Source organism: Serratia sp. ME47, from assembly GCF_903970925.1.
Classification (GTDB): domain Bacteria; phylum Pseudomonadota; class Gammaproteobacteria; order Enterobacterales; family Enterobacteriaceae; genus Serratia; species Serratia ureilytica.
Genome location: NZ_CAJCKE010000033.1, coordinates 1 through 24,721, shown reverse-complemented (window position 1 = coordinate 24,721; position 24,721 = coordinate 1). Strand labels below are relative to the sequence as shown.

The following is a 24,721-nucleotide window of genomic DNA, read 5'->3' as shown; positions in this document are numbered from 1 at the left end:
CACCGGCAGAGAAGCGCTCTCTGCCGGCGTCAGACGTTAGGGATGCTGATACAGCGGGTAGGTGAAGAACAGCAGATGGGTCAGGTTCAGTCCGAAATGGAACAGAATCGGCACCCACAGACGGCCGCTCCACATCCACGCCAGGCCGTAGATCACCCCGGCGAGGGTCGCGAAGATCACCATCAGCGTACCGCCCGCCAGATGCGCGGCGCCGAACACCAGGGAGGCGACAATCAGCGCCGGCCAGGCCCCCAGCCACTGGCTGAGGCGCTGCTGCAGGTAGCCGCGAAACAGCGCTTCTTCGGCCATGCAGACGAAGAACAGGTTCGCCATGACGAAGGGCAGGATCCAGGCAGGCGCATGCAGCTCGATTTTTAAGCCGCCCAGCGCTACCGCCAGCAGCAACAGCGCCGGCACGGCCAGCAGCAGCGCAATCCAGCCCGCCTTGCCGCCGTTGCCGCCGCGTTCGGCGGAAAACAATGTGGGCAAGCAGGCGAACAGCAGGAACGGCACCATCGCCTTGTCGAAGTTGTAATACATGGTGAACGGCGCGCTGAGCGGGCCGGCCTTTTCGCCGTCGATCATCAGCTGGTTGTGGATGCCCGGCACCAGATGCAAGAACAGCGCCACGCAGCCGGCGATCACCAACCCTTCGAGCGCGATCGCCAGATTACGTTGCGCGCGAAAATAATGACGTAGACCCGCCAGCGCCACGATGGCCAACAGGCAACCCAGGCTGAGTGGCGTCAGCACCCCATGATAAAGCCCCATGCCCGCCGAGGCGGCCAGGATCACCCAGGCTATCAGCCGGTTAAACGGCAAGAAAAATAACGAAGCAGCCAGTACGCCCCACATAATATATCCCTTAAATATGTACACGGCGCTCAGCGCCTTTGCGGCGTGCGATGATGGCGAAATTGAGCGCTAAAGCGGATAGTAGCACACCAGAATGACGCTAAAGGTCGGGGCAGTGATGCATTCGTGCATTATGCCGGCTGACACAACCGGCGGCGATGCGGGTTAGCCTCTCATCCAGGCCTGCGAACGGGTGATTTCGGCCAGATTTTGCAGGGTATCCAGACTCTGCTGGTGGATCTCCTGCGTAGGGGCTGCGCACAGATCGTGCAATACGGTCACCTGAAAGCCGGCGTCGTGCGCCTGACGCGCGGTGCTTTCGATGGCGAGCGGCGTGCTGATGCCCGCCAGCAGCAAATGGTGGCACCGATGTTGCCGCAGCCAGGCTAACAAATTGTTACCGGAGAAGGCGCTAACCGCCGTTTTTTCAAACTGCAGATCGGTCTCTTCCCGGTGCAGTTCGGGCACCCAGCGGCATCCCGGGCCGTTTAGCCGCAGTGCGCCGATCTGCTTGAGATGGTTGAACAGCGGCGAGTGAGGCGGGATGTCATGATAATCGTCGGCGAATCCCACCCGCACCCAAATTACCGGGATTTTTCGCACCCGCGCATAGGCCGCGGCGGCATTGACGTTGGCGAGCAGGTGGGTCGCCGCCACCTGTTCACGGCAGTGGTTGGCGCGGCCTTTGGGCCCGATAAGATCCTCGATCAGGTCGATGATAATCAACGCAGCGGACATGGCGTCTCCAGAAAATGGCCTTCTTTCTTTCTATGATAAAAGGCCAAATGTGATGTGCTGCGGTGAAGTGTTGCCGGATATGTTTACGCTGCGTTTCAGACGGAGGCCGCCTCCAGCCGCTGGTGTTGATAGCCGTAGCCGCCCTCGCCGTCGGGCACGAAGCTGAGGCGGTGGGTGATGCACTGCGGCGCATCTTCGGCATGGTGCGAAACGAACAGCAGCTGCGTGGCGCCCTGGCCGATCAGCACGTCGATGAAGCGGCGCACCAGCTGGCGATTGAGCGGATCCAACCCTTGCAGCGGCTCGTCGAGGATCAGCAGCGCCGGGTGCTTCACCAGCGCGCGGGCGATCAGCGCCAATCGCTGTTGGCCCCAGGAAAGGCTGTGGAACGGGGCGTCACCGCGCGCGCCGTCGAGCCCGAGCAGCGCCAGCCATTGCTCGGTCAGCTGCCGCTGGCGATCCGAGACCGCCTGATAAATGCCGATCGAATCGAAGAACCCCGACAGCACCACGTTGCGCACGCTGGTGTTGACGCGATAATCCAGATGCAGGCTGCTGCTGACGTAGCCGATATGGCGTTTGATTTCCCAGATGGTTTCCCCGCTGCCGCGGCGGCGGCCGAACAGCGTCAGATCGTTGCTGTAGCCCTGCGGGTGATCGCCGGTGATTAAACTGAGCAGGGTGGATTTGCCGGCGCCGTTCGGGCCGACGATCTGCCAGTGTTCACCAGGGTTCACCTGCCAGTCGAGATGATTGAGGATCGGCCGATCGTTATAGCTGACCACGCCGTCACGCAGGACGATCAGCGGACGATCCGCCGGCAGGGCCTCTTTTTGCGTCGGGTCCTCCGTTTCCGGCAGCGCCAGCCCGCTGAGATTTTCGCTGTGCGCCAGCTGCGCCACCAGCGCGTCCGCCATCACCTGGCTGCGCGGCCCACGGTTGGTCAGGGTGCAGTCCGCCAGCACGCCCACCTGCCGGACAAAATCCGGTATTTCGTCGAAACGGTTGAGCACCAGCACCACGGTCTGCCCCTGGGCGGAAAGCTCGCTCAGCAGCGCGGCGAGCTGCGCGCGCGAGTGGACGTCCAGCCCGTCGAAAGGTTCATCGAGGATCAGCAGGTCGGGCTGCGGCATCAGCGCGCGGCACAGCAGGGTTTTGCGCGTTTCGCCGGTGGAGAGGTATTTGAAGCGGCGCGTCAGCAGGGCGGTAATGCCGAACTGCGCGGCCAGTCGCTCACAGCGCGCGGCGTCTTTCACCTCTTCCTGAATGATCTCCGCCGCGGTACGGCCGGTGTCGTCTTCGTCCGCGCTGAGCAGATCGGTATTGTTGCGTTGCCACTCGTCGCTGACCATCTTTTGCAACTGTTCGAAGGAGATGCGCACCGCATGCTGAAAATCGCTGCGGCGTTCGCCGCGCAGCAGAACCAGTTCGTCGGCCAGCGCGCGCGCCAGGGCGGATTTGCCGCTGCCGTTGGCGCCGACGAAGGCCCAGCTTTCACCGGCCTGGATCGCCAGCGCTTCCAGCGTCAGGGTGCGGGTATCGCTCAAGCGGAATGAACCTTGCGAAATGTGCAACGACGACATCACCTGTTCCTTTTTTTGCAATTATTTGCCTTAGAAATAGGCGCATTGCCGGGTGATGTCAATCAACAAAAACGCAACATCACGTTGCGCTTAACACAACGTGGCGACAATCACCCGATCGGCGTTGAACAGGGCGTGTACGGCGTCGCCGACGCTCAGTTGCAGGCGCTGCAGCTCCGCCGTCGTCAGGGTGGCGCACAGGGTTTCGCCGCCCGCCAGCGTCACCAGCACCTCGCTGTGTTCGGCGCCCGGCTGAATGCCGGCCACCACGCCCGCCAGCGCATTCTCCGCGTCGGCGTTATCGGCCGCATCGACGCTCAGACGCACCCAGGGCGCCTTGATCAGCGCCAGCACCTCTTTGCCGGGCGTCAGCTGCAGCCGATCGGCGCTTTGCTGGGTAATGGCCGCCGTCAGGCGAGTGCTGCCGTCGTTCAGCAGGATCGCCAGATGCTGCTGTACCTGCTGGTGGTCGCGTTCGATCACGGTGCCGAAAAACTGATTGCGCGCGCTGGTTTGCAGCGAGAAGCGCGAGATGGCCGCCAGCAGGCTGTCGAGCGGCAGATCGTCCTGCTGCAGCACGTCGAAGGCTTTTTGCTGCACCTGGCCCAGCAGATCGTACAGCTGGATCAGCCGTTGGCCGTAGTGCGTCAAATGCGCGCCGCCGCCGCCTTTGCCGCCGGTGGCGCGTTCCACCACCGTTTGTTCCGCCAGTTGGTTCATCTCATTGATGGCGTCCCAGGCGCTTTTGTAGCTGATGCCCGCCAGTTTGGCGCCCTGGTTGATGGAGCCGGTGTGCTGCACCTGTTTCAGCAGCGCGATGCGGCGCGGATCGGCGAACAGCTTTTGCTGGAGTTTGAGAGTCAGAAGAATTTCGGCCTGCATAAGCGCATCCTGTCGGCGGCAAAAATCGTATTGTCGCCGATTTGGCGGCAAAGCGCCAAAGGGCACGTTTGGCCGATCACAATTTCGCCTCGCTGGCTAAAATAACTCCGGTTTTAGCGATTTTTTGGGTTAGAATAACCTGATATGCGGTGAAAGGCATTTGCCGCTCAATGGGCAGTTAAGCGAGGCTATCATGTTGGAATTATTGAAAAGTCTGTTATTCGCCGTGGTGATGGTGCCGGTGGTCATGGCGCTCATTCTCGGCTTGATCTACGGTTTTGGCGAAGTGTTCAACGTCTTCTCCAAAGTGGGCCGTTCGAAAGAAAACCGCACCCAGCACTGACCGTTCCCCATCCCGATACCCGTCGGCATCGCCCGGCGGGCATTCCTCAAGTTATCTCACGCTTTGCCGATAAACCGCATGACAAGCTTTCGCGCAACGTTATATTATTTTTTATATAACGAAGAGTGATAATGCACGTTAACTTGCGGAGAAAAACAATGAAACAGCAATGGACCAAATGGGTTGGCGGGATCGTGTTGGCATCAAGCCTGGTGGCTCAGGGCTCGGCAGCGGAAAAGATCACCGTGTTCGCCGCCGCGTCGCTGACCAACGCGCTGCAGGACATCGCCACCCAGTATCAAAAAGGCAAGGACGTGCAGGTGGTTTCCTCCTTCGCGTCGTCCTCGACGCTGGCGCGCCAAATTGAGCAGGGCGCCCCGGCCGATCTGTTTATCTCCGCCGATCAACAGTGGATGGATTACGCCATCGACAAGCAGCAGATGGTGAAAGACACCCGCTATACGCTGCTGGGCAACGAACTGGTGCTGATCGCCGCCAAGAACGATAAACAACACAAGATCGCCATCGACAAGCAGACCGATTGGGCCAAACTGCTGAACGGCGGCCGCCTGGCGGTGGGCGATCCGGATCACGTGCCGGCCGGCATCTACGCCAAAGAGGCGCTGGAGCATCTGGGCACCTGGCGCGCGCTGGAGCCTAAACTGGCGCGCGCCAACAATGTACGCAGCGCGATGGCGTTGGTGGAGCGCGGTGAAGCGCCGCTCGGCATCGTCTACGGTTCCGACGCGGTCGCCAGCGACAAGGTGAAAGTGGTGGGCGTGTTCCCGGAAGACAGCCACAAACCGGTTGAATATCCGATGGCGATTGTGAAAGATCGTCAAAATCCGACGGTCAGCGCTTTCTATACCTATTTGAAGAGCCCGGAAGCGGCCGCTATTTTCGAACATTATGGATTCACCCCGCGTAAATGATTCTGAGCGAGTACGAGTGGCAGGCGGTTGAGCTTAGCCTGAAAGTTTCCGGTTTGGCGGTAGTCTGCAGCCTGCCGTTCGGCATTCTGATGGCCTGGGTGCTGGTGCGCTGCCGTTTTCCCGGCAAGGCGCTGCTCGATGGCGTCATTCACCTGCCGCTGGTGCTGCCGCCGGTGGTGGTCGGTTATTTGCTGCTGATCGCCATGGGGCGGCGCGGCGTCATCGGCGAGCGGCTGTACGATTGGTTCGGCTTCAGCTTCAGCTTTAGCTGGCGCGGCGCCGCGCTGGCGTCGGCGGTGGTGGCGTTTCCGCTGATGGTGCGCGCCATTCGGCTGGCGCTGGAGGCAGTGGATACCCGGCTGGAACAGGCGGCGCGCACGCTGGGCGCCAATCCGTGGCGAGTATTTTTCACCATCACGCTGCCGCTGTCGCTGCCCGGCGTCATTGTCGGCGTGGTGCTGGCCTTCGCCCGTTCGCTGGGGGAGTTTGGCGCCACCATCACCTTCGTCTCCAACATTCCCGGTGAAACCCGCACCATTCCGCTGGCGATGTATACGCTGATTGAAACGCCGGGGGCGGAGGCCGCCGCCGCGCGTCTGTGCGTGATCGCCATCGTGCTGTCGCTGGCTTCGCTGATGGTGTCCGAATGGCTGGCCCGCTGGGGCCGCAAACGGATGGGGGTGTAAATGCTGGAGCTGGATTTCTCGCAGCAGCTGGGCGACCTCAATCTCAACGTCCGCGCCGATTTGCCGGCGCAGGGCATCACCGCGATTTTCGGCCTGTCCGGCGCGGGCAAAACTTCATTGATCAACGCCATCGGCGGCCTGACCCGTTTGCAGCAGGGGCGCATCGCGCTCAATGGCCGCACGCTGGTGGATACCGCCGCGGGCCTCTGCCTGCCGCCGGAAAAGCGCCGTATCGGCTATGTGTTTCAGGAAGCGCGCCTGTTCCCGCACTATCGGGTGCGCGGCAACCTGCAGTACGGCATGGCGGCCGGCATGCGTGCGCAGTTCAACACCATCGTCGAGCTGCTGGGCATCGGGCCGCTGCTTAATCGGCTGCCCCTGACGCTCTCCGGCGGTGAAAAACAGCGGGTGGCGATCGGCCGCGCGCTGCTGACGGCGCCGGAACTGCTGCTGATGGACGAACCGCTGGCCTCGCTCGATCTGCCGCGCAAACGCGAGCTGCTGCCGTATCTGGAGCGGTTGGCGCAGGACGTGAACATCCCCATCCTCTATGTCAGCCACAGCCTGGACGAGATCCTGCGCCTGGCCGAGCAGGTGTTGGTGCTGGATCGCGGCGAGGTGCGCGCGTTCGGCGGGCTGGAAGCCGTCTGGGCCAGCAGCGCGCTGCGGCCGTGGCTGCAACGTGAAGATCAGAGCAGCGTGCTGCGCGTCAGCGTGATTGAGCATCATCAACGTTATGCCATGACCGCGCTGGCGCTCGGCGATCAGCGGCTGTGGGTCAGCGGCATCGACGCCGAGTTGGGCACTCAGCTGCGCATTCGCATCAATGCCGCCGACGTCTCGCTGGTGCTGCAGCCGCCGGTCAACAGCAGCATTCGCAACGTCTTGCCGGCCAAGGTCAGCGAGTGTCTGGACGTGGACGGGCAGGTGGAGGTGAAGCTGGCGGTCGGGGAACACGTGCTGTGGGCGCGCATCACGCCCTGGGCGCGAGACGAACTGGCGATCCGCCCCGGGCAGTGGCTGTACGCGCAGGTGAAAAGCGTGTCGATCAGCCGCGAGAGCCGTTAAGGCGGGCCCTCCCGGCGGGAGGGCGAAAAGACTACAGCACGCGGGTGCGGATCACCTCGGCGATGCCCGGCTGCAGGTTATCGGCGATCACCAGATCGGCGCGTTCCTTGATCGCGTCATCGGCGTTGCCCATCGCCACGCCCAAACCGACCGCTTCCAGCATGCTGATGTCGTTGTAGTTGTCGCCGAACGCCACCACCTGATCCATGCTCAGCCCCTGCGACTCCACCCATTGGCGCAGGCGTTTGCCTTTGCTGTTGCCGCCTTTGGCGATATCCACCTGATCGTGCCAGGACCATTCGCACGCCAACCCCAGCTCTTTTTCCACCGTGTCGGCAAACTTGCGCAGCGCCGGAATATCGGCGTGCGAGGTGGCGAATTTCCAGATCGCCTGCGCGTCGTCGGCCGCCTGCGCCAGGCTGCCGACCTGCAGCAGCGTCGGGCGCTGCGCCGCAGGCAGGGTTTCGGCCCAGGCCAGCGAGCGAGTCACGTGGCCGCTCGGTTCCTGATACAGCATGGCGTCGTCAACGTACATCAGCCCGTGAATGTCGGTCTGTTTGAGCATCTGCAGCACCTGTTTGGCCTGCTCCTTCGCCAAGGGATCGGCGGCCAGCACCTTTTTCTGCTGAAAATCATACAGGTAAGTGCCGTTGCAGCAGATGGCCGGCGTGTCAATCTGTAGCGCCTGGTAGAACGGATGGATGGCGACGTGATGGCGGCCGGTGACCACCACCACCTGGACGCCGGCGGCGCGCGCCTGCGCCAGCGCTTCCAGCGACTGCGGTAAGATGCGTTTTTGATTGTCCAGCAGGGTGCCGTCAAGATCGAGGGCGATGACGCGGTAGCTCATAGGGTTCTCGTTATCGTTAGCCATAAAATTAATCCGATGGTACACCGGATAGCCAATGGAGAAAACCGCGTGAGCTTCCGGTGCTAAGCAGGGTTGCCATGCGACGGATGTGCGGTAAGCTAGGGACAATCGAACGGCCTGAAACCGGTTCCTCTTTTACCCTTTGCAAGGAGAACACATGAAGCAAATCGTTTATGTCGCCAGCCCGGAGAGCCAGCAGATCCACGTCTGGCAGTTGGACGACGCCGGCGCGCTGGCGCTGCTGCAAACCGTTGACGTGCCGGGCCAGGTGCAGCCGATGACCCTTCATCCGGACAAGACTCACCTGTACGTCGGCGTGCGTCCGGCGTTCGGCATCGTCAGTTACCGCATCGAGGCGGACGGCACGCTGCAGCAGGCCGGCATGGCGCCGCTGCCGGGCAGCCCGACCCATATCTCCACCGATTTGCAGGGGCGTTACCTGTTCTCCGCTTCCTACAGCGGCAACTGCGCCAGCATCAGCCCGATCGGCCACGACGGCGTGGTCACGGCGCCGATCCAACAGATCGACGGCCTGAGCGCGCCGCACTCCGCCAACATCGATCCGACCAACCAGCTGGTGCTGGTACCGTGTCTGAAAGAAGACCGCATCCGTCTGTTCAACCTGAGCCTGGCGGGCCAGCTGACGCCGCACGCGCAGGACGCGGTGGATATCGCCGCCGGCGCCGGTCCGCGCCATATGGCGTTCCACCACAACGACAAGTTCGCTTATTGCGTCAACGAGCTGAACGGCACGGTGGACGTGCTGGCCATTTCGGAAAACGGCGGCAAATACACCGTGACGCAAACGCTGGATATCATGCCGGACGATTTCGACGGCACCCGCTGGGCGGCGGACATTCATATCACGCCGAACGGCCGCTTCCTGTACACCAGCGATCGCACCGCCAGCATTCTGACCCTCTTCAGCGTCTCCGAAGACGGCGGCACGTTGAGCGTGGTCGGCTATTATCCGACCGAAGCGCAACCGCGCGGTTTCAATATCGATCACAGCGGCCGCTTCGTGATTTCGTCCGGCCAGAAGTCCGATCACATCGCGGTGCATGAAATTGATCAGGCCAGCGGTCAGCTGACTATGTTGGCGCGTTATCCGGTGGGCAAAGGCCCGATGTGGGTAAGCGTGCTGGCGAAGTAATTCGGCGGGCAGAGCAGAAAAGCGCGGTTCGGTTGAGCCGCGCTTTTTTATGGGCGGAGATCAATCAGTTGAACATCACCGTCAGCGTGGCGCTGCCGAGGCTGTGGAAATGCACGTTAAAGCCCACCAACGCGCCGCTGGAGCCTTCATCCACCTCAATGCTTTCCACGTCCAGCGCATGCACGGTGAACTGATAGCGGTGGCGTTCGCCATTCGGCGGCGCGGCGCCGCCGTAACCGGCCGAGCCGAAGTCGGTACGGGTTTGCAGCGCGGCGCTCGGCAACGGCGCTTTGCCGGAGCCTGCGCCCTGCGGCAGCTCGCGCACGTCGGCCGGAATATTGGCCACCACCCAGTGCCACCAGCCGGAGCCGGTCGGGGCATCGGGATCGTACAGGGTGACGACGAAGCTTTTGGTGCCGGCGGGCACGCCGTCCCAGGCCAGGTGCGGCGACAGGTTATCGCCGCGGTAGCCCATGCCGTTGAAGACCTGAGTCTGCGGCATTGTGCCGCCGTCCTGCAGATCGTTGCTGTACAAACGAAAAGCCATAATGACTCCCAGTTGTCGATAAACGCGGACCCTTAAGCTAGATCTTTTCGGTGGAACAATACAACCCCTTGCGCCAGCGGCGGACGGTTGATCTCGACGGTGACATGCACCAGTTCGGGATGCGCGGCCAACAGTTGGCGCACCCGATCGGCGGTGAGGGTGCGATCGGCGCTGCTCAGGGCGAGGACGCAATGATATTTTCCTTTGCCGATGCGGCCTACATGCAAATCGGTCAGCGTGAGCGCGTGGCCGGAAGCGGCCAGGGCCTGGCGGATCTCTTGCGCCACCGGGGCGTCCATTTCGGCATCCAGCAAAATCTTTCCGCTATCGCGCATCAGGCTATAGGCCCAGGCGGCCACCATCGCCGCGCCGACGATGCCCATCAGCGGATCGAGCCAGGCGGCGCCCCAAAGCTTGCCGCCGAACAGCGCGACGAGCGCCAGCACCGAGGTGGCGGCGTCGGCGAGCACGTGAACATAGGCGGAACGCAGGTTGAGGTCATGATGAGTGTCGTCGTGGTCATCCCCGTGATGATGATGGTGGCCGCCACCGCGCAACAGCCAGGCGCAGAGCAGGTTGACGGCCAGCCCGATCGCGCCGATGGCGATGGCTTCGTTGTAATGAATCGGGCTGGGATTCAGCAGCCGCTGCCCAGACTGAAACAGCATCAGCGCCGCCACCAGCACCAACAACACCGCGCTGGTGTAACCGGCCAGCACTTCGATCTTCCAGGTGCCGAGGCTAAAGCGGCGATCCTTGGCCAGCCGGCGTGCGGCGCCGTAAGCCAGCATCGACAGGCCCAGGGCCAGCGCGTGCGAACTCATGTGCCAGCCGTCGGCCAGCAATGCCATCGAGTTAAACAGCCAGCCGCCGGCGATCTCGATAGCCATCATACTGGCGGTGAGTATCACCGCCCATCTGGTGTTTCTTTCGGCCAATGGGTTACCATCGTCAAAAACGTGGCTGTGCTCGCGGTGCAAAACGGGCGCGTGAGACGTCATGGTGAAGTTCCTCAGCAAAAGATAGTGTGCTGAAATATACTATACCCCAGTATAGTAAATAACAATCAGGCGGAAATGATGAGCCATACCCACAGAGATCAAAAGAAGCTGTTGGCGCGGGTGCGCCGCATTAAAGGGCAGGCCGAAGCGCTGGAACGCGCGCTGGAGAGCGGCGGCGAATGTTCGGCTGTTCTGCAGCAGATCGCGGCGGTGCGCGGCGCGGTCAACGGTCTGATGGCGCAGGTGCTGGAAGGGCATGTGCGCGAACATCTGGCTGCCGCGGACGCTACGCCGCAGCAGCGCGAGCAGGACATCGAGCAATTGATGACCGTTTTACGTTCTTATATGAAGTAATCATGATTTCACTGAAAAAACGCACGCCGTGGTTCGGCTGGCTGCGCCGTTGGGCCAAAGGCATCAAGCGCGATATCTACGCGCTGTGGCTGGCCGCCCGTGATAAGCGCACCCCGTGGTACGCCAAGCTGATCGCGCTGCTGGTCGCCGGCTATGCGATCTCACCGATCGATCTGATCCCGGATTTTATTCCGGTGCTGGGCTATCTGGACGATGTGATCATCGTGCCGTTGGGCATCATGTTGGCGGTGCGGCTGATCCCCAAACCGCTGATGGCCGAGCTGCGCGAGAAGGCGCAAAAGCGCGTCGATAATCCCACCGGCCGCATGGCGGCGGCGATGATCATTTTACTGTGGCTGCTGTGTTTGGGATTGCTGGCCCGCTATCTGGACCAGCATTGGTAAGGCATTAACGCGCGACGGCGGCGACGGCGGCGGTCAGGCGGCTGAGCTGGTCCGCTTCGATGATGTAAGGCGGCATCAGGTAAATCAGCTTGCCGAACGGCCGGATCCATACCCCGCGCTCGACGAACCCGCGCTGCAGCTCGGCGACATCCACCGGTTCGCGCATCTCCACCACCCCAATCGCGCCCAGCACCCGCACGTCGGCCACCTTCGGCAGCGCCGCCAACGGCAACAGTTCCCGCTTCAACTGGGTTTCGATGGCGCTCACCTGCGCCTGCCAGCGATTTTCCGCCAGCAGCGCCAGACTGGCGTCCGCCACGGCGCAGGCCAGCGGATTGCCCATAAAGGTCGGCCCGTGCATAAAGCAGCCGGCCGCGCCGTTGCTGATGGTCTCCGCCACATGGCGGGTAGTCAAGGTGGCGGAAAGGGTCATATAGCCGCCGGTCAGCGCCTTGCCCAGACAGAGAATGTCCGGCACCACCTGCGCGTGCTCGCAGGCGAACAGCTTGCCGGTGCGGCCGAAACCGGTGGCGATCTCGTCGGCGATCAGCAGCACCTGATGGCGATCGCACAGCTCGCGCACCCGCTTGAGATAGGTCGGATGGTAGATGCGCATGCCGCCGGCGCCTTGCACCACCGGTTCCAGGATCACCGCCGCCACTTCACCGGCGTGCTGCTCCAGCAGCGCGGCGAACGGCGCGATATCCTCTTCGCGCCATTCCTCGTCGAAGCGGCACTGCGGCGCGGTGGCGAACAGGTGTGGCGCCAGATACCCCTGATAAAGGCTGTGCATCGAGTTGTCCGGATCGCAGACCGACATCGCGCCGAAGGTATCGCCGTGATAGCCGTGGCGCAGCGTCAGGATGCGCTGCCGGCGCTCGCCGCGCGCCTGCCAGTACTGCAGCGCCATTTTCAGCGACACTTCTACCGCCACCGAACCAGAGTCCGCCAGGAACACGCACTGCAGCGCTTCCGGCGTCATTTCCACCAGCCGACGGCACAACGAGATAGCGGCCGGATGGGTAATGCCGCCGAACATCACGTGCGACATCTTCTCCAACTGCTGGCTGGCGGCCTGATTCAGGCGCGGATGGTTGTAACCGTGGATCGCCGCCCACCAGGAGGACATGCCGTCCACCAGACTCCGGCCGTCCGCCAGCTGCAGTTCGACGCCGCTGGCCGATTCGATCGGGTAACAGGGTAACGGGCGGCTCATGGAGGTGTAGGGGTGCCAGATATGGCGTTGGTCAAACGCCAGGTCGGAAGCGGTGACAGACATTATTGTAAACCAAATTGGATTAAGATTGGTTGACAGTATATCCACAATATTTAAACTGGCGACACTTTTTCGTTTTGGAGACGCCATGATGGCCGACCGCATTCACTGGACAGTAGGGCAAGCCCAGGCCCTGTTTGATAAACCGCTGCTGGAACTGCTGTTCGAAGCGCAAACCGTACACCGCCAACACTTCGACCCGCGTCAGGTGCAGGTCAGCACGCTGCTGTCGATCAAGACAGGCGCTTGCCCGGAAGACTGCAAATACTGCCCGCAGAGCTCACGCTACAAGACCGGCCTGGAGTCGGAGCGGCTGATGCAGGTCGAGCAGGTGCTGGAATCGGCGCGCAAGGCCAAGGCGAACGGTTCGACCCGTTTTTGCATGGGCGCGGCGTGGAAGAACCCGCACGAGCGCGATATGCCTTATCTGCAGCAAATGGTGCAGGGCGTGAAAGCGATGGGCATGGAAACCTGCATGACGCTGGGCACATTGGATGGCACCCAGGCCGAGCGGCTGGCGGAGGCCGGGCTGGATTACTACAACCATAACCTCGACACCTCGCCGGAGTTCTACGGCAACATCATCACCACCCGCAGCTACCAGGAGCGCCTGGATACGCTCGACAAGGTGCGCGACGCCGGCATCAAAGTGTGCTCCGGCGGCATCGTCGGGCTGGGTGAAACGGTGCGCGATCGCGCCGGGTTGCTGGTGCAGCTGGCCAACCTGCCAAAACCACCGGAGAGCGTGCCGATCAACATGTTGGTGAAGGTGAAAGGCACGCCGCTGGCGGATAATGATGACGTCGATCCGTTTGATTTCATCCGCACCATCGCGGTGGCGCGCATCATGATGCCATCTTCTTATGTCCGTCTCTCCGCAGGCCGCGAACAGATGAACGAACAGACGCAGGCGATGTGCTTCATGGCCGGCGCCAACTCGATCTTCTACGGTTGCAAGCTGCTGACCACGCCGAATCCGGAAGAAGACAAAGACCTGCAGCTGTTCCGCAAGCTGGGGCTCAACCCGCAGCAGACCGCCACCGAACACGGCGACAACCAGCAACAGCAGGTGCTGGCCAAGCAACTGCTGAACGCCGATACCGCCGAGTTTTACAACGCGGCGCCGTGATGAGCTGGCAGCAACGCATCGAGCAGGCGCTGGCTGAGCGGCGCCTGAACGCCGCCTACCGCCGGCGACAGACCACCGAGGGCGGCAATGGCCGCCAGATCCGGCTCGGCGATCGTCTCTATCTGAACTTCTCGGGCAACGACTACCTGGGCTTGAGCCAGGATACGCGGGTGATCGCCGCCTGGCAGCAGGGCGCGCAGCGTTACGGCGTCGGCAGCGGCGGTTCGGGCCACGTGACCGGTTTTAGCGCAGCGCATCAGGCGCTGGAAGAGCAACTGGCGGCGTGGCTCGGCTATCCGCGCGCGCTGCTGTTCATCTCCGGCTACGCCGCCAACCAGGCGGTGCTGGCGGCGTTGATGCAAAAGGGCGATCGCATTTTGGCCGATCGTCTCAGCCATGCCTCGCTGCTGGAGGCGGCGGCGCAGTCGCCGGCCGAGCTGCGCCGGTTCCAGCACAATCAACCGCAGGCCTTGGCGGATCTGCTGGCCAAACCCTGCGACGGGCAGCGGCTGGCGGTGACCGAAGGGGTGTTCAGCATGGATGGCGACGGCGCGCCGTTGGCGGAGCTGCATCGCTTAACCCGTGCGGCGGGCGCCTGGCTGATGGTGGATGACGCCCACGGCATCGGCGTGCGCGGTGAGCAAGGCCGCGGCAGCTGCTGGCAGCAGGGCGTGCGGCCTGAACTGCTGGTGGCGACCTTCGGCAAGGCGTTCGGCGTCAGCGGCGCGGCGGTGCTGTGCGATGAGGCGACCGCCGAGTATCTGCTGCAGTTCGCCCGCCATCTGATCTACAGCACCGCGATGCCGCCGGCGCAGGCCTGCGCGCTGCAGGCGGCGCTGGTCTGCATTCGCGAGGGCGATGATCTGCGCACCCGGCTGCAGGACAACATTCGGCGTTTCCGTCAGGGCGCGGCGCCGCTGGCGCTGACCCTGACGGATTCCGACACCGCCATCCAGCCGCTGCTGGTGGGGGACAATCAACGCGCGCTCGATCTGGCGACCCGCCTGCGCGAGTGCGGCCTGTGGGTGAGCGCCATCCGTCCGCCGACGGTGCCCTCGGGCGGCGCGCGGCTGCGCATTACCCTGACGGCGGCGCATCAGCCGCAGGATATCGATCGCCTGCTGGAGGTGCTGAATGACGTCAGCCAATGACACAGTGAACAAACAGGCGGTCGCCTCGGCCTTCAGCCGCGCGGCCGGCAGCTACGATGCCGCCGCCGAGCTGCAGCGTGACGTTGGCGAGCGCTTACTGGGGATGGGGAGTTCCCACCCGGGCGAACAGCTGCTGGACGCCGGCTGCGGCACCGGCTATTTCAGCCGTATGTGGCGTGAGCGCGGCAAACGGGTGACCGCGCTCGATTTGGCGCCGGGCATGCTGGACGTCGCCCGCCAACGGCAGGCGGCGCATCATTATCTGCTGGGCGATATCGAACAGGTGCCGCTGCCCGATGCGGCGATGGACATCTGTTTCAGCAGCCTGGTGGTGCAGTGGTGCAGCGATCTGCCTGCCGCGCTGGCGGAGCTGTATCGCGTGACCCGTCCCGGCGGCGTGATCCTGTTTTCCACGCTGGCGGCGGGCTCGCTGCAGGAATTGGGGGACGCCTGGCAACAGGTGGACGGCGAACGTCACGTGAACGCCTTTTTGCCGTTGACGCAGATCCGCACCGCCTGCGCCGCCTATCGACACGAGCTGGTGACGGAGTTGCGCATCCTGAACTACCCGGACGTGATGACGCTGATGCGTTCCCTCAAGGGCATCGGGGCGACGCATTTGCATCAGGGGCGCGAGGGCGGCCTGATGTCGCGCGGCCGCCTCGCCGCGCTGCAGGCGGCTTACCCGTGCCGGCAGGGGCAGTTCCCGCTCAGCTATCATCTGGCTTATGGAGTGATTTATCGTGAGTAAACGTTGGTTCGTGACCGGCACCGACACCGAAGTGGGGAAAACCGTCGCCAGCAGCGCCTTGCTGCAGGCCGCCAACCGGGCGGGCTACCGCAGCGCCGGCTATAAGCCGGTGGCCTCCGGCAGCGAGATGACCGCCGAGGGGCTGCGCAACGGCGACGCGCTGGCGCTGCAGGCCAACAGCGGTGTGGCGCTGGATTACGACGAAGTGAACCCTTACGTATTTGCCGAACCGACCTCGCCGCATATCGTCAGCGCCGATGAAGGCCGGCCGATCGACGCGGCGCGGCTGTCCGACGGCCTGCGCCGGCTGGAGCAGCGCGCCGACTGGGTGCTGGTCGAGGGGGCCGGCGGGTGGTTTACCCCGTTGTCGGCGGAGTACACCTTCGCCGACTGGGTGCGGCAAGAGCAACTGCCGGTGATCCTGGTGGTGGGCATCAAGCTGGGCTGCATCAACCACGCGGTGCTGACGGCCCAGGCGGTGCAACAGGCCGGGCTGACGCTGGCCGGTTGGATCGCCAACGACGTGGTGCCGCCGGGGCGGCGGCATCAGGAATACCTGGCTACGCTGCGCCGTATGCTGCCCGCGCCGCTGCTGGGCGAAATCCCGCACCTGCCGCAGGCCGAACGGGCGCCGCTGGGGCAGTATCTGGATATCAGCCTGCTATAAATTCCCATGAGGGGGGCCTCTCCCTCATTCTCCTTCCGATCCCGCCAGCCCGGCGCCGATCAGCGCCTCATCCAGCTGCGCCAGCGCGCCGTGCGCCACGGTGCGCCCGCTATCGAGCAGACAAAAACGATCCGCCACCCGGCGCACGAACGGCAGCTGATGCTCTACCAGCAAAATGGTCATGCCCAACTCATAGTTGAGCCTACGGATCACGTTGCCGATGTCGGCGGCGATCGAGGGCGGTACGCCCGTTGTCGGTTCGTCGAGGATCAGCAGCGCCGGCTCCTGCGCCAGAGCACGACCAATCGCCAACTGGCGCTGAGCGCCTTCGCACAGATCGCCGGCGCGGCGGGTGCGCATCTGGCGCAAATTGGGAAACAGGCTGTAGATCAGCAACGGAATGCGGTAAGGGGCGCCGCGCACGGCCATCTGCGCCACTTGCAGATTCTCTTCCACGCTCAGCTGCGAGAAGAGTTGCCGCCCTTGCGGGACGTGGCTGATGCCGAGTGCGGCGCGGCGCTCCATCGGTTGCAGCAGCAGGTTTTGCGGCGGCTGATCCGCCGGCTGCCAGGTCATGCTGCCGCTCACCACCGGCAAATGCCCCATGATGCAGTTGACCAGCGTGGTCTTGCCCACGCCGTTGCGCCCGAGCAGCACGGTGCACTGGCCGCGCGGCAGCTCCAGGTTGATGTCCCACAGGGTATGATTTTGCCCGTAAAATTGATTGACCGATCTCAGACTCAGCATGTGGCATTCTCCTCATAGACATAGGCGCCCGTTCCACTCGTTGGTGGGGTGCTGCAAAGGCCGCATTGGCGGTTGATTTCCCGAGTGTGGCAATGTCCGGAACAAAATGCCGTCCCTCCGATTCACCTGAGCAATGTCTGCGGTGGACGGAAAGACAGTCAATATGTCGTGAAAAACGACGTTTATGACGACTTGGTGTCGTTCTCGCGCTTTTACGAGGCATAGCCAGGCGGCGGTTGCACGCCGCATTCGGCAGCGCATTATGCTGTCGCGCCTCGTTCGCACGCGGGAAGATAAAGCAACTCCCAGGCCAGTTTTGCCACTGGCCGAAAAGGGGGAGTGTTATCGCTTTGTTAACCGCCTGTCAGGCCCGACGCGCTCTGCCGCGGCGGCCTGAAAATACGCCGGGAAGTTAACCCGGACGTTTTTTGCACTCTTGTGGTGCTCTCCGGCGTGGGCGTGGTGCAAGGCGTTGCGCCGCCGTCAAGCGCGATCGGCGTGAAAGGGGGCAATGCGATTTTGGCAATGGGGATTTTTAGTATTAATCGGCATAAACAAAGCGATATTTTTATGAAAAAATAACTAAAAAAGCCATTTTGGCGAGTGTAAAGGGCGAAAAGCTTTCTTTCTGTAACTCCCGCCACGGGCGGGGCGGTGAGAGTTATCCACTATTCCTGTGGATAACCTTGTGCATTAGATTTAGAAAAACGCTGTAAAGCGAGAGCCGACGCGGGTTCTGTTCGCTTTGTCCGCAATCTCGTCTTTTTATTAAAACTATTAATTATCAATAAATTAACTAAAATCAAGACGCCAGGGCATTGATCGGGTTTCTATGTGTAATTTTTCGCCGCGGTGCTATCAATAAGTTAATTTTCGGCAAGTTCTGGGGATAAATCTGTTATTGACAATAAAAATGTCACCCCGCTGTAACCTCACGGTGCAACGGCGTTGCCGCGCTGCCGGGCGCAGCGACGAATCCGCTTGAAGCTGGTTTTATATCCAGTATCATGGGCACTGGCGCAAATCGCCGACACTTTCCATAATTAGGGGCTACGTCCGGCGCAGAGCCGGCTGGCCGCCTGAGCGCGCGCATCTCCACAGGGTAGCCGAGCAATGAGTAAACTTTTCAAACTGCATTCTGATTTCAAACCGGCCGGCGATCAGCCGGAAGCCATCCGCAAACTGGAAGAGGGGTTGGAAGACGGCCTGGCGCACCAGACGCTGCTGGGGGTAACCGGCTCGGGCAAAACGTTCACCATCGCCAACGTGATAGCCGATCTGAATCGGCCGACCATGGTGCTGGCGCCGAACAAGACGTTGGCGGCGCAGCTGTATGGCGAGATGAAAGAGTTTTTCCCGGAGAATGCGGTGGAGTACTTCGTCTCTTACTACGACTACTACCAGCCGGAAGCCTACGTGCCCAGCTCCGACACCTTCATTGAAAAAGACGCTTCGGTGAATGAGCACATCGAGCAGATGCGCCTTTCCGCCACCAAGGCGCTGCTCGAGCGGCGCGACGTGGTGGTGGTGGCGTCGGTGTCGGCGATCTACGGCCTGGGCGATCCGGATCTTTACCTGAAGATGATGCTGCATCTGACCAAGGGCATGATCATCGATCAGCGCTCCATTTTGCGCCGGCTGGCGGAGCTGCAGTATTCCCGCAACGATCAGGCTTTCCAGCGCGCCACCTTCCGCGTGCGCGGCGAGGTGATCGACATCTTTCCGGCAGAGTCGGACGAGCTGGCGCTGCGCGTCGAGCTGTTCGACGACGAAGTGGAGCGGCTGTCGCTGTTCGATCCGCTGACCGGGCAGATTGAGCAGGTGGTGCCGCGTTTTACCATCTACCCGAAGTCGCACTACGTGACGCCGCGCGAGCGGATCATGCAGGCGATGGAAGAGATCAAGGTCGATCTGGCGGACCGTCGCAAGGTGCTGTTGGCCAACAACAAGCTGCTGGAAGAGCAGCGCCTGACGCAGCGCACCCAGTTCGATCTGGAGATGATGAACGAGCTGGGTTACTGCTCGGGCATCGAAAACTACTCGCGCTACCTTTCCGGGCGCGCCGAGGGCGAGCCGCCGCCGACGCTGTTCGATTACCTGCCGGCGGACGGCCTGCTGGTGGTCGACGAATCCCACGTCACCATTCCGCAAATCGGCGCGATGTTCAAGGGCGACCGCGCGCGCAAGGAAACGCTGGTGGAGTACGGTTTCCGCCTGCCGTCGGCGCTGGACAACCGCCCGCTGCGCTTCGAGGAGTTCGAGGCGCTGGCGCCGCAGACCATCTATGTTTCCGCCACGCCGGGCAAATATGAGCTGGAGAAATCCGGCGGCGATCTGATCGACCAGGTGGTGCGCCCGACAGGGCTGCTGGATCCGATCGTGGAAGTGCGGCCAGTCGCTACTCAGGTGGACGATCTGCTCTCCGAGATCCGCAAGCGCGCGGCGATCAACGAGCGCGTGCTGGTGACCACCCTGACCAAACGCATGGCGGAAGACCTGACCGAATACCTGGAAGAGCATGGCGAGCGCGTGCGCTACCTGCACTCGGATATCGACACCGTGGAACGCGTCGAAATCATTCGTGACCTGCGTCTGGGCGAGTTTGACGTGCTGGTGGGCATCAACCTGCTGCGTGAGGGGCTCGACATGCCTGAGGTGTCGCTGGTGGCGATTCTGGACGCCGACAAGGAAGGCTTCCTGCGTTCCGAACGTTCGCTGATCCAGACCATCGGCCGCGCGGCGCGTAACCTGAACGGCAAGGCGATCCTGTATGGCGATCGCATCACCGATTCGATGGCCAAAGCGATCGGTGAAACCGAGCGGCGGCGCGCCAAGCAGCAGGCTTACAACGAAGCCAACGGCATCGTGCCGCAGGGGCTGAACAAGAAGATCGGCGACATTCTGCAGATTGGCCAGCCGGTCAACCGCGCCAAGGGTAAAGGCAGGGGCAAGGCGGCAGACAGCGGCGCTCAGCTGCAGAACCTCACGCCGAAAGCGCTGGATCAGAAAATCCGCGATCTGGAAGCGCAGATGTATACCCATGCGCAAAATCTGGAGTTCGAGCAGGCGGCTGCGCTGCGCGACGAGATCCACCAGCTGCGCGAGCAGTTCATCGCGATTTCCTGACCGTTGGACGGCGCCCGCGCCGTGGGCGTCAAAATTCCTTGTCGGTCGCGCCAAAGCTGTTATGGTGTGCGGCCCGATTTGACCACGAAGAGTACCGAACATGAGCCAACACCAGTCTAAAGACCCGCTGCACGGCGTGACGCTGGAGCAACTGCTGAATAAACTGGTGGATCACTACGGTTGGTCCGAACTGGGCGCGCGCATTCGCATCAACTGCTTCCGCAGCGATCCGAGCATCAAGTCCAGCCTGAAGTTTTTGCGTCGCACGCCCTGGGCGCGCAAAGAGGTGGAAGATCTGTATATCGATATGGTCAGCCATCCCGCCCCGGCCAGCGATAATCCCTGGCTGCGCGGGCGAGACGGTTAAATTCGGTCAGCGGCGGGCGGCCAGCTCCACCAGCGCGTGATCCAGCGCCTGGCGCAGCAGTTGGCGATCGTGGCGGTAGGGGATGTCGCTCGCTTCCAGCGGCTGTTGAATCACCACCCGATCCTGCACTTCACGGGCGTCCACCGCCGGGCCGACGATCAGCGCATCGATCATCCGGCGGCCGATCTTCTCTTCCATCAGCGTCAGCTTATCCTTTAACGACAGCGCCGCGGCGGCCACGCTCAGCTCGCGGCCGAGGTTGCCGATATAGATCATGCTGGCGCTGCTGCGGCGCAGCGCCTGGGTGAGATCGTCGAGCAGCAGCAGCGGCATCAGGCTGGTGAGAAAACTGCCCGGCCCAATCAGGATCACGTCGGCCTGCGCGATGGCGTCCAGCGCTTCGCGCGTGGCGTTGACCGGGGGAGACAGCATCAGCTCCTGCGGCATATGAGTCAGTTGGTCAACATTCACTTCACCGTAAACATGGTTGCCTTCGTGATCGTGCGCCATCAAATCCACCGGCTGTTCCGACATCGGAATCAACGCCGCGTCCACCTTCAACAGGCTGCGCACCAGGTTGATCGCTTCCAGCGGGCGCACGCTCAAGTGATCCAGCGCTTTCAACATCAGGTTGCCGAGGTTATGGCCGGCCAGTTCGCCGTTGCCGCTGAAGCGGTATTCGAACATCGCCGATGCGACGCTCGGCTCGGTGATCAGCTGGTTGAGACAGTTGCGGGTATCGCCCCAGGCAATGCCGCCTTCCGAACGGCGGATGCGGCCGGTGGAACCGCCGTTGTCGGTGGTGGTAACGATGCCGGTCAGGCGGGAGCCTAAGGACGACAGGGCCGACATCACACGGCCCAGACCGTGTCCGCCGCCCAACGCCACCACGCGGTCGAGATCGGCCAGGGTACGATTACGCATAAATTTCCTTACAAAGGGGCTGAACTGCCCGCATAAGGTAGCGGATCCGGCGTAAAAACGCGATATACCCGTTATCCTTGACGTTGCCTCTGGGGGGAACGCGCTTGCCGTCGGGAGGCGACGCCCATTATTTAGGGGATAAAGAGTGCCATTTGCGTGATTCTGGTCAATTCGCCCTCGTAAGCGATGTTTATCATGGTTTACCCGATTACGCGGCGTCTAAAAGCGCTGTATATACAGTTATATAGCGAATTAACGCGTTGGCTATCGTTGCCGATTAGCGCTAGAATTCTGCTGAAAACCACGGTTTCATTCCGGCTACTCAAGGTAGCGGGAAGAGAAATCAAACTCCTAGCCCCTGCGCCTACGTTGTTCATCCGGAACGATATGGCGCCTGGGCCGTGGCGAAGTCAGCCACCAGGGTGCAGAGGGGAAACGCTCGCATCTCCCGACTTTGGAAAGGTGTTATGGTACCGCAACTCATTGATGCTTATGAGCGCAAGTTCTATTACCTGCGCTTGTCGATCACCGACGTGTGCAACTTTCGTTGCACCTACTGTCTGCCCGACGGCTACAAGCCGAGCGGCAGCCCGAAAAGCTTCCTGTCGCTGGATGAAATCCGCCGCGTCAGCCGCGCGTTCGCCGAACTGGGCACCGAAAAGGTGCGCCTGACCGGCGGCGAGCCTTCGCTGCGCCGCGACTTTACCGAGATCATCGCCGCCGTGCGGGAAAATCCGGCCATCCGCACGTTGGCGGTCACCACCAACGGCTACCGTCTGGCGCGCGACGTCGCCGCCTGGCGTGACGCCGGTCTGACGGCGATCAACGTCAGCATCGACAGTCTGGATCCCCGCCAGTTTCACGCCATTACCGGTCAGGACAAGTTCCGCCAGGTGATGGACGGCATAGACGCCGCCTTCAGCGCCGGTTTCAGCAAGGTCAAGGTCAACGCCGTGCTGATGCGCGACGTCAATCACCAGCAACTCGGCGCGTTTCTCGCCTGGATCAAGGATCGGCCGATCCAGCTGCGCTTTATCGAACTGATGGAAACCGGCGAGGGGGGCGAACTGTTTCGCAAACACCACGTTTCCGGCGAAGTGATTCGCCTGCAGCTGGAGCAGCAGGGTTGGCAGCGCCAGGCGCGTGGCCGCAGCGACGGCCCGGCGCAGGTGTTCAGCCACCCGGACTACCAGGGTGAGGTGGGTCTTATCATGCCGTATGAAAAAGACTTCTGCGCCAGCTGCAACCGGCTGCGCGTTTCTTCCATCGGCAATCTGCATCTGTGCCTGTTCGGCGAGCAGGGGGTGCCCCTGCGCGATCTGCTGGCGGATGACGGCCAGCTCGACGCGCTGAAGGCGCGCATTCAGAGCGGGCTGCTGAGCAAGAAGCAGACCCATTTCCTGCATCAGGGCAACAGCGGGATCACCCAGAACCTGTCGTTTATCGGCGGCTGACAGCCAATAGGAGCTTATTGAACCATGAGCCATGCGAGCAGCGAGTTTATTCCGGCGCATATCGCCATCCTGACCGTGTCCGACAGCCGCGGCGCGGCGGAAGACACCTCCGGCCAATATCTGCAGGAAGCGGCGCAGGAAGCCGGCCATCAGGTGGTGGATCGCGCCATCGTCAAAGATGACATTTACCAGATCCGCGCACGGGTTTCCGCGTGGATCGCCGATGACAACGTGCAGGCGGTGCTGATCACCGGCGGCACCGGTTTTACCGCGCGCGACAACACGCCGGAAGCGCTGTTGCCGCTGTTTGACAGAGAGGTGGAAGGGTTCGGCGAACTGTTCCGCATGGTGTCGTACGAAGAGATCGGCACCGCGACGATCCAGTCGCGCGCGCTGGCCGGTCTGGCCAACCGCACGGTGATTTTCGCCATGCCGGGCTCCACCCGCGCCTGCCGCACCGCCTGGGAGCGGATTATCGAAGAGCAGTTGGACGCGCGCCATCGCCCGTGCAACTTCCAGCCCCATTTGAAGAAGCCCTGAGTCATGACACAGCTAACCCACATTAACGCCGCCGGCGAAGCCCATATGGTTGACGTTTCCGCCAAGGCCGAAACGGCGCGCGAGGCGCGCGCCGAAGCCTTCGTCGAGATGCTGCCCGCCACGCTGGCGATGATCGTCGATGGCAGCCACCACAAGGGCGACGTGTTCGCCACGGCGCGTATCGCCGGCATTCAGGCGGCCAAACGCACCTGGGAGCTGATCCCGCTGTGCCACCCGCTGATGCTGAGCAAGGTCGAAGTGCAGCTGGAGGCGCAAACGGAGCACAGCCGGGTGCGCATTGAAACCTGCTGCCGGCTGACCGGCAAAACCGGCGTCGAGATGGAAGCGCTGACCGCCGCCTCGGTGGCGGCATTGACCATCTATGACATGTGCAAAGCGGTACAGAAAGACATGGTGATCGGCCCGGTGCGCCTGCTGGCGAAAAGCGGCGGCAAATCCGGTGATTTTAAGGTGAACGCATGATCGATATTCTTTTCTTCGCGCAGGTGCGCGAACTGGTGGGCACCGGCGCGCTGTCGATGCCGGCGGATTACCCGACCGTCGAGGCGCTGCGTCAGGCGCTGTGCGCGCGCGGCGATCGCTGGGCGCTGGCGCTGGAGTCCGGCAAACTGCTGGCGGCGGTCAATCAGTCGCTGGTGGCGGCGGATCACCCGCTGCGCGCCGGCGATGAAGTGGCCTTCTTCCCGCCGGTTACCGGGGGGTAAGCATGGAAAACACCCGCATTCGCGTGGGCGAAGCGCCGTTCAACGTCGGCGACGAGTATCAGTGGCTGGCGCAGTGCGACGCCGACGGCGCGGTGGTGACCTTCACCGGCAAGGTGCGCAACCATAACCTCGGGGACGACGTCAGCGCGCTGACGCTGGAACACTACCCCGGCATGACCGAGAAGGCGCTGGCGGAGATCGTGGCCGAGGCGCGCAGCCGTTGGCCGCTGCAGCGCGTGACGGTGATCCACCGCGTCGGCGCGCTGTATCCCGGCGACGAGATCGTGTTCGTCGGCGTGACCGGCGCGCACCGCGGCATGGCGTTCGCCGCCAGCGAGTTCATCATGGACTACCTGAAGACCCGCGCGCCGTTCTGGAAGCGCGAAGCGACCGGCCAGGGCGATCGTTGGGTGGACGCTCGCGACAGCGATCGCGAGGCCGCGCAGC

General features: G+C 62.5%; 29 protein-coding genes and 1 riboswitch. Of the genes, 19 read left to right on the top strand and 10 right to left on the bottom strand.

Translation table 11 applies throughout. The features are described 5' to 3' along the window. Positions 1 to 36 precede the first annotated feature (36 nt). From H7A77_RS22670 to modE, 4 genes are all read right to left on the bottom strand, one after another. Positions 37 to 855 carry a CPBP family intramembrane glutamic endopeptidase gene (locus tag H7A77_RS22670; RefSeq protein ID WP_033652347.1) on the bottom strand — a complete coding sequence of 273 codons (819 nt, stop codon included), beginning with the start codon at positions 853 to 855 and terminating at the stop codon, positions 37 to 39. Positions 856 to 1,020: 165 nt separating this feature from the next. Next, the gene (locus H7A77_RS22665) at positions 1,021 to 1,593 is read right to left on the bottom strand and encodes a cysteine hydrolase family protein (protein ID WP_033642216.1); all 573 of its coding nucleotides are present in this window, start codon (positions 1,591 to 1,593) and stop codon (positions 1,021 to 1,023) included. A gap of 95 nt (positions 1,594 to 1,688) precedes the next feature. Then, positions 1,689 to 3,176 (bottom strand): molybdate ABC transporter ATP-binding protein ModF, encoded by a 1,488-nt coding sequence (modF, locus tag H7A77_RS22660; protein ID WP_096242819.1) that lies wholly within the window; start codon positions 3,174 to 3,176, stop codon positions 1,689 to 1,691. A gap of 90 nt (positions 3,177 to 3,266) precedes the next feature. Next, complete coding sequence (gene modE, locus H7A77_RS22655) at positions 3,267 to 4,058, bottom strand: molybdenum-dependent transcriptional regulator (protein ID WP_182074688.1); 792 nt, start codon at positions 4,056 to 4,058, stop codon at positions 3,267 to 3,269. Positions 4,059 to 4,251: 193 nt separating this feature from the next. On the opposite strand from modE, the gene H7A77_RS22650 reads away from it, so the two are divergent. From H7A77_RS22650 to modC, 4 genes are all read left to right on the top strand, one after another. Continuing rightward, positions 4,252 to 4,401 carry an AcrZ family multidrug efflux pump-associated protein gene (locus H7A77_RS22650; protein WP_004939813.1) on the top strand — a complete coding sequence of 50 codons (150 nt, stop codon included), beginning with the start codon at positions 4,252 to 4,254 and terminating at the stop codon, positions 4,399 to 4,401. A gap of 158 nt (positions 4,402 to 4,559) precedes the next feature. Next, on the top strand, positions 4,560 to 5,333 hold the full coding sequence (gene modA, locus H7A77_RS22645) for a molybdate ABC transporter substrate-binding protein (RefSeq protein ID WP_182074687.1): 774 nt from the start codon (positions 4,560 to 4,562) through the stop codon (positions 5,331 to 5,333). Next, a complete protein-coding gene (modB, locus tag H7A77_RS22640; RefSeq protein ID WP_033642225.1) occupies positions 5,330 to 6,019 on the top strand; it encodes a molybdate ABC transporter permease subunit in 690 nt (229 codons plus the stop codon). Before modA ends, modB begins: the two co-directional genes overlap by 4 nt. Further along, a complete protein-coding gene (modC, locus tag H7A77_RS22635) occupies positions 6,020 to 7,087 on the top strand; it encodes a molybdenum ABC transporter ATP-binding protein ModC (protein ID WP_164107178.1) in 1,068 nt (355 codons plus the stop codon). A gap of 31 nt (positions 7,088 to 7,118) precedes the next feature. Here the strand turns inward: modC and H7A77_RS22630 are convergent, their stop codons facing one another. Further along, positions 7,119 to 7,937, bottom strand: coding sequence for a pyridoxal phosphatase (locus H7A77_RS22630; RefSeq protein ID WP_164107187.1), 819 nt, complete (start codon positions 7,935 to 7,937; stop codon positions 7,119 to 7,121). Positions 7,938 to 8,115: 178 nt separating this feature from the next. On the opposite strand from H7A77_RS22630, the gene pgl reads away from it, so the two are divergent. Next, positions 8,116 to 9,111, top strand: a complete 996-nt coding sequence (pgl, locus tag H7A77_RS22625) for a 6-phosphogluconolactonase (protein ID WP_046896812.1) — start codon at positions 8,116 to 8,118, stop codon at positions 9,109 to 9,111. A 64-nt stretch (positions 9,112 to 9,175) separates the two neighbouring features. Here the strand turns inward: pgl and H7A77_RS22620 are convergent, their stop codons facing one another. Together H7A77_RS22620 and dmeF are read right to left on the bottom strand one after the other, a co-directional pair. Further along, the gene (locus H7A77_RS22620) at positions 9,176 to 9,658 is read right to left on the bottom strand and encodes a kinase inhibitor (protein WP_042783877.1); all 483 of its coding nucleotides are present in this window, start codon (positions 9,656 to 9,658) and stop codon (positions 9,176 to 9,178) included. 32 nt (positions 9,659 to 9,690) lie between these two features. Further along, a complete protein-coding gene (gene dmeF, locus H7A77_RS22615; RefSeq protein ID WP_182074686.1) occupies positions 9,691 to 10,659 on the bottom strand; it encodes a CDF family Co(II)/Ni(II) efflux transporter DmeF in 969 nt (322 codons plus the stop codon). A 78-nt stretch (positions 10,660 to 10,737) separates the two neighbouring features. On the opposite strand from dmeF, the gene H7A77_RS22610 reads away from it, so the two are divergent. Continuing rightward, complete coding sequence (locus tag H7A77_RS22610) at positions 10,738 to 11,013, top strand: metal/formaldehyde-sensitive transcriptional repressor (RefSeq protein WP_025301915.1); 276 nt, start codon at positions 10,738 to 10,740, stop codon at positions 11,011 to 11,013. A gap of 2 nt (positions 11,014 to 11,015) precedes the next feature. Beyond that, positions 11,016 to 11,417 carry a YkvA family protein gene (locus H7A77_RS22605; protein WP_025301916.1) on the top strand — a complete coding sequence of 134 codons (402 nt, stop codon included), beginning with the start codon at positions 11,016 to 11,018 and terminating at the stop codon, positions 11,415 to 11,417. 4 nt (positions 11,418 to 11,421) lie between these two features. Here the strand turns inward: H7A77_RS22605 and bioA are convergent, their stop codons facing one another. Next, positions 11,422 to 12,696, bottom strand: a complete 1,275-nt coding sequence (gene bioA, locus H7A77_RS22600) for an adenosylmethionine--8-amino-7-oxononanoate transaminase (RefSeq protein ID WP_033652355.1) — start codon at positions 12,694 to 12,696, stop codon at positions 11,422 to 11,424. A gap of 88 nt (positions 12,697 to 12,784) precedes the next feature. Here bioA and bioB point away from each other — a divergent pair, with 88 nt between their 5' ends. From bioB to bioD, 4 genes are read left to right on the top strand one after another with little or no spacing between them, the layout of a single operon-like run. Beyond that, complete coding sequence (gene bioB / locus H7A77_RS22595) at positions 12,785 to 13,822, top strand: biotin synthase BioB (protein WP_033652413.1); 1,038 nt, start codon at positions 12,785 to 12,787, stop codon at positions 13,820 to 13,822. Next, positions 13,822 to 14,973 carry an 8-amino-7-oxononanoate synthase gene (gene bioF, locus H7A77_RS22590; protein WP_182074685.1) on the top strand — a complete coding sequence of 384 codons (1,152 nt, stop codon included), beginning with the start codon at positions 13,822 to 13,824 and terminating at the stop codon, positions 14,971 to 14,973. Before bioB ends, bioF begins: the two co-directional genes overlap by 1 nt. After that, positions 14,957 to 15,724 (top strand): malonyl-ACP O-methyltransferase BioC, encoded by a 768-nt coding sequence (bioC, locus tag H7A77_RS22585; protein ID WP_033652357.1) that lies wholly within the window; start codon positions 14,957 to 14,959, stop codon positions 15,722 to 15,724. Before bioF ends, bioC begins: the two co-directional genes overlap by 17 nt. Then, on the top strand, positions 15,717 to 16,391 hold the full coding sequence (bioD, locus tag H7A77_RS22580) for a dethiobiotin synthase (protein ID WP_108680294.1): 675 nt from the start codon (positions 15,717 to 15,719) through the stop codon (positions 16,389 to 16,391). Before bioC ends, bioD begins: the two co-directional genes overlap by 8 nt. A 24-nt stretch (positions 16,392 to 16,415) precedes the next feature. Here the strand turns inward: bioD and H7A77_RS22575 are convergent, their stop codons facing one another. Next, the gene (locus H7A77_RS22575) at positions 16,416 to 17,138 is read right to left on the bottom strand and encodes an ATP-binding cassette domain-containing protein (RefSeq protein ID WP_182074684.1); all 723 of its coding nucleotides are present in this window, start codon (positions 17,136 to 17,138) and stop codon (positions 16,416 to 16,418) included. Between the two features lie 453 nt (positions 17,139 to 17,591). On the opposite strand from H7A77_RS22575, the gene H7A77_RS25670 reads away from it, so the two are divergent. The 3 genes from H7A77_RS25670 (at position 17,592) to H7A77_RS22565 (ending at position 20,631) form a co-directional block, all read left to right on the top strand. After that, positions 17,592 to 17,720 (top strand): hypothetical protein, encoded by a 129-nt coding sequence (locus H7A77_RS25670; protein ID WP_255326645.1) that lies wholly within the window; start codon positions 17,592 to 17,594, stop codon positions 17,718 to 17,720. 531 nt (positions 17,721 to 18,251) lie between these two features. Continuing rightward, the gene (gene uvrB / locus H7A77_RS22570) at positions 18,252 to 20,264 is read left to right on the top strand and encodes an excinuclease ABC subunit UvrB (RefSeq protein WP_108680295.1); all 2,013 of its coding nucleotides are present in this window, start codon (positions 18,252 to 18,254) and stop codon (positions 20,262 to 20,264) included. Positions 20,265 to 20,364: 100 nt separating this feature from the next. Beyond that, positions 20,365 to 20,631: a VF530 family DNA-binding protein gene (locus H7A77_RS22565; RefSeq protein ID WP_004939783.1), complete on the top strand. Its 267-nt coding sequence runs from the start codon at positions 20,365 to 20,367 to the stop codon at positions 20,629 to 20,631. A 6-nt stretch (positions 20,632 to 20,637) separates the two neighbouring features. On the opposite strand, the gene yvcK is transcribed toward H7A77_RS22565, so the two are convergent. Further along, complete coding sequence (gene yvcK, locus H7A77_RS22560; protein WP_182074683.1) at positions 20,638 to 21,555, bottom strand: uridine diphosphate-N-acetylglucosamine-binding protein YvcK; 918 nt, start codon at positions 21,553 to 21,555, stop codon at positions 20,638 to 20,640. A gap of 336 nt (positions 21,556 to 21,891) precedes the next feature. Then, a riboswitch (molybdenum cofactor riboswitch) is annotated at positions 21,892 to 22,036 on the top strand. Between yvcK and moaA the strand changes: the two genes are divergently transcribed. The 5 genes from moaA to moaE form a co-directional block, all read left to right on the top strand. Beyond that, entirely contained in the window at positions 22,023 to 23,009 is a 987-nt protein-coding gene (moaA, locus tag H7A77_RS22555) for a GTP 3',8-cyclase MoaA (RefSeq protein ID WP_016928681.1), read from the top strand. (Overlaps the previous riboswitch by 14 nt.) A gap of 24 nt (positions 23,010 to 23,033) precedes the next feature. Continuing rightward, complete coding sequence (gene moaB, locus H7A77_RS22550; RefSeq protein ID WP_033642238.1) at positions 23,034 to 23,549, top strand: molybdenum cofactor biosynthesis protein B; 516 nt, start codon at positions 23,034 to 23,036, stop codon at positions 23,547 to 23,549. Positions 23,550 to 23,552: 3 nt separating this feature from the next. Continuing rightward, positions 23,553 to 24,032, top strand: coding sequence for a cyclic pyranopterin monophosphate synthase MoaC (gene moaC / locus H7A77_RS22545; protein WP_164107172.1), 480 nt, complete (start codon positions 23,553 to 23,555; stop codon positions 24,030 to 24,032). Beyond that, complete coding sequence (moaD, locus tag H7A77_RS22540; protein WP_004939768.1) at positions 24,029 to 24,274, top strand: molybdopterin synthase sulfur carrier subunit; 246 nt, start codon at positions 24,029 to 24,031, stop codon at positions 24,272 to 24,274. Before moaC ends, moaD begins: the two co-directional genes overlap by 4 nt. Positions 24,275 to 24,276: 2 nt before the next feature. Then, a partial coding sequence (gene moaE, locus H7A77_RS22535; protein WP_182074682.1) for a molybdopterin synthase catalytic subunit MoaE occupies positions 24,277 to 24,721 on the top strand: 445 nt, incomplete at its 3' end.

Coding starts and splice junctions, on each gene's coding strand:
- bioB (WP_033652413.1), top strand. CDS start 12,785: ATGGCCGACCGCATTCACTGGACAGTAGGGCAAGCCCAGGCCCTGTTT.
- modF (WP_096242819.1), bottom strand. CDS start 3,176: ATGTCGTCGTTGCACATTTCGCAAGGTTCATTCCGCTTGAGCGATACC.
- dmeF (WP_182074686.1), bottom strand. CDS start 10,659: ATGACGTCTCACGCGCCCGTTTTGCACCGCGAGCACAGCCACGTTTTT.
- moaD (WP_004939768.1), top strand. CDS start 24,029: ATGATCGATATTCTTTTCTTCGCGCAGGTGCGCGAACTGGTGGGCACC.
- H7A77_RS22630 (WP_164107187.1), bottom strand. CDS start 7,937: ATGAGCTACCGCGTCATCGCCCTCGATCTTGACGGCACCCTGCTGGAC.
- moaB (WP_033642238.1), top strand. CDS start 23,034: ATGAGCCATGCGAGCAGCGAGTTTATTCCGGCGCATATCGCCATCCTG.
- H7A77_RS22670 (WP_033652347.1), bottom strand. CDS start 855: ATGTGGGGCGTACTGGCTGCTTCGTTATTTTTCTTGCCGTTTAACCGG.
- H7A77_RS22575 (WP_182074684.1), bottom strand. CDS start 17,138: ATGCTGAGTCTGAGATCGGTCAATCAATTTTACGGGCAAAATCATACC.
- H7A77_RS22650 (WP_004939813.1), top strand. CDS start 4,252: ATGTTGGAATTATTGAAAAGTCTGTTATTCGCCGTGGTGATGGTGCCG.
- moaA (WP_016928681.1), top strand. CDS start 22,023: ATGGTACCGCAACTCATTGATGCTTATGAGCGCAAGTTCTATTACCTG.
- H7A77_RS22610 (WP_025301915.1), top strand. CDS start 10,738: ATGAGCCATACCCACAGAGATCAAAAGAAGCTGTTGGCGCGGGTGCGC.
- H7A77_RS22565 (WP_004939783.1), top strand. CDS start 20,365: ATGAGCCAACACCAGTCTAAAGACCCGCTGCACGGCGTGACGCTGGAG.
- H7A77_RS22605 (WP_025301916.1), top strand. CDS start 11,016: ATGATTTCACTGAAAAAACGCACGCCGTGGTTCGGCTGGCTGCGCCGT.
- bioA (WP_033652355.1), bottom strand. CDS start 12,696: ATGTCTGTCACCGCTTCCGACCTGGCGTTTGACCAACGCCATATCTGG.
- modE (WP_182074688.1), bottom strand. CDS start 4,058: ATGCAGGCCGAAATTCTTCTGACTCTCAAACTCCAGCAAAAGCTGTTC.
- H7A77_RS22620 (WP_042783877.1), bottom strand. CDS start 9,658: ATGGCTTTTCGTTTGTACAGCAACGATCTGCAGGACGGCGGCACAATG.
- H7A77_RS22665 (WP_033642216.1), bottom strand. CDS start 1,593: ATGTCCGCTGCGTTGATTATCATCGACCTGATCGAGGATCTTATCGGG.
- bioF (WP_182074685.1), top strand. CDS start 13,822: ATGAGCTGGCAGCAACGCATCGAGCAGGCGCTGGCTGAGCGGCGCCTG.
- moaC (WP_164107172.1), top strand. CDS start 23,553: ATGACACAGCTAACCCACATTAACGCCGCCGGCGAAGCCCATATGGTT.
- yvcK (WP_182074683.1), bottom strand. CDS start 21,555: ATGCGTAATCGTACCCTGGCCGATCTCGACCGCGTGGTGGCGTTGGGC.
- pgl (WP_046896812.1), top strand. CDS start 8,116: ATGAAGCAAATCGTTTATGTCGCCAGCCCGGAGAGCCAGCAGATCCAC.
- uvrB (WP_108680295.1), top strand. CDS start 18,252: ATGAGTAAACTTTTCAAACTGCATTCTGATTTCAAACCGGCCGGCGAT.
- modA (WP_182074687.1), top strand. CDS start 4,560: ATGAAACAGCAATGGACCAAATGGGTTGGCGGGATCGTGTTGGCATCA.
- modC (WP_164107178.1), top strand. CDS start 6,020: ATGCTGGAGCTGGATTTCTCGCAGCAGCTGGGCGACCTCAATCTCAAC.
- modB (WP_033642225.1), top strand. CDS start 5,330: ATGATTCTGAGCGAGTACGAGTGGCAGGCGGTTGAGCTTAGCCTGAAA.
- bioC (WP_033652357.1), top strand. CDS start 14,957: ATGACGTCAGCCAATGACACAGTGAACAAACAGGCGGTCGCCTCGGCC.